Source organism: Oleiphilus sp. HI0080 (genome assembly GCF_001635135.1).
On the sequence record NZ_LWFU01001104.1, the window covers coordinates 1 to 1,036 of the forward strand.

At 44.3% G+C, this 1,036-nt stretch carries 1 protein-coding gene; it reads left to right on the plus strand.

The genetic code is table 11. From position 1 onward, the window contains the following. On the plus strand, nt 1–1,036 hold a 1,036-nt coding region (locus tag A3751_RS23240), incomplete at both ends, for a hypothetical protein (RefSeq protein ID WP_197466556.1).

Here is a 1,036-nt window from a genome sequence, read left to right on the forward strand (position 1 = left end):
CGAAGTGGATAATGTTGCGCCTCGCGTACGTAGCGTAGAGCCACCTGAAGTTGCGGCTACGTTGGTTCCCACAAATTCCCAATTTAGATTCGACTATGACGAATTGCTTGATTCTTCTACGCTCAGTGAAAACGTTACGCTTAACTCGTTAAAGTCTCGGAATATTTTTGAAACTTCGTTATTGGGGTCGAAAGATTTTAATCGCTTCGATGTCGATAAGAGAGCGATCAATCTAACAGAGTCACAAGTCATTTTTACGCGCTCGCGCACAGAAGTAGTACGCGAAACAATCGACGAGGATGGCGTTAAGAACACTGAGACACGTACCGTGATTGATGAAGTCCCTGCGACCACGGTATTCGTCGAGCCCCAAGGTCGCCTAGCGCTATGGTCTCTCTATTCGTTAGAGTTTGGTGCCGGGATACGAGATTTATCGCCAATAGAGAGCATTTCACCTATTGATGGCTCCGTTACTACAGGTAATTTTGCATCTCCAAACTCTATTGAGTTTGGCACCGCTGATGGAGAATGGCGCTCTTTTGTCGATGTTAATAACGACTTTCTTTCAAATGGCTTCAATGTATCCAAAGTAGATTTTGTGTCTGCGGATGATCAGGGATACGTTGCTTGGTTACAACAAAGTCAGGCTATTGACGCGCTTTCACTTTTATATATCAAAGAGTTTAATCAAGACAGCCAATCTCTTGTCGGTCAAGCTGTGCGCTTAGATTATGTTGATGGAGTTGACGGAGGTAGCAATGTCTCAAACGACGTACTTGATTTTTCGACCAGTATCTTTGGTAATGAGTATTGTGCTACTTGGTCTTACAAAGAAACTGCGTCACTGCAGGGTGTTTATTTGCGCTGCGCAAGTGGGGATCAGATTTACCCGCGTATAAATTTTGTTTCTCATTCAGCGGCCAACTCTATTACATCGCTTGGAATACACATGACAGGCGCGAGCTCCGGCTTTGTTTCTTATTTGTACGATGAACAACTTTACGTTTACAGTTTTTCGGTCGCGTCGAATAGTGCC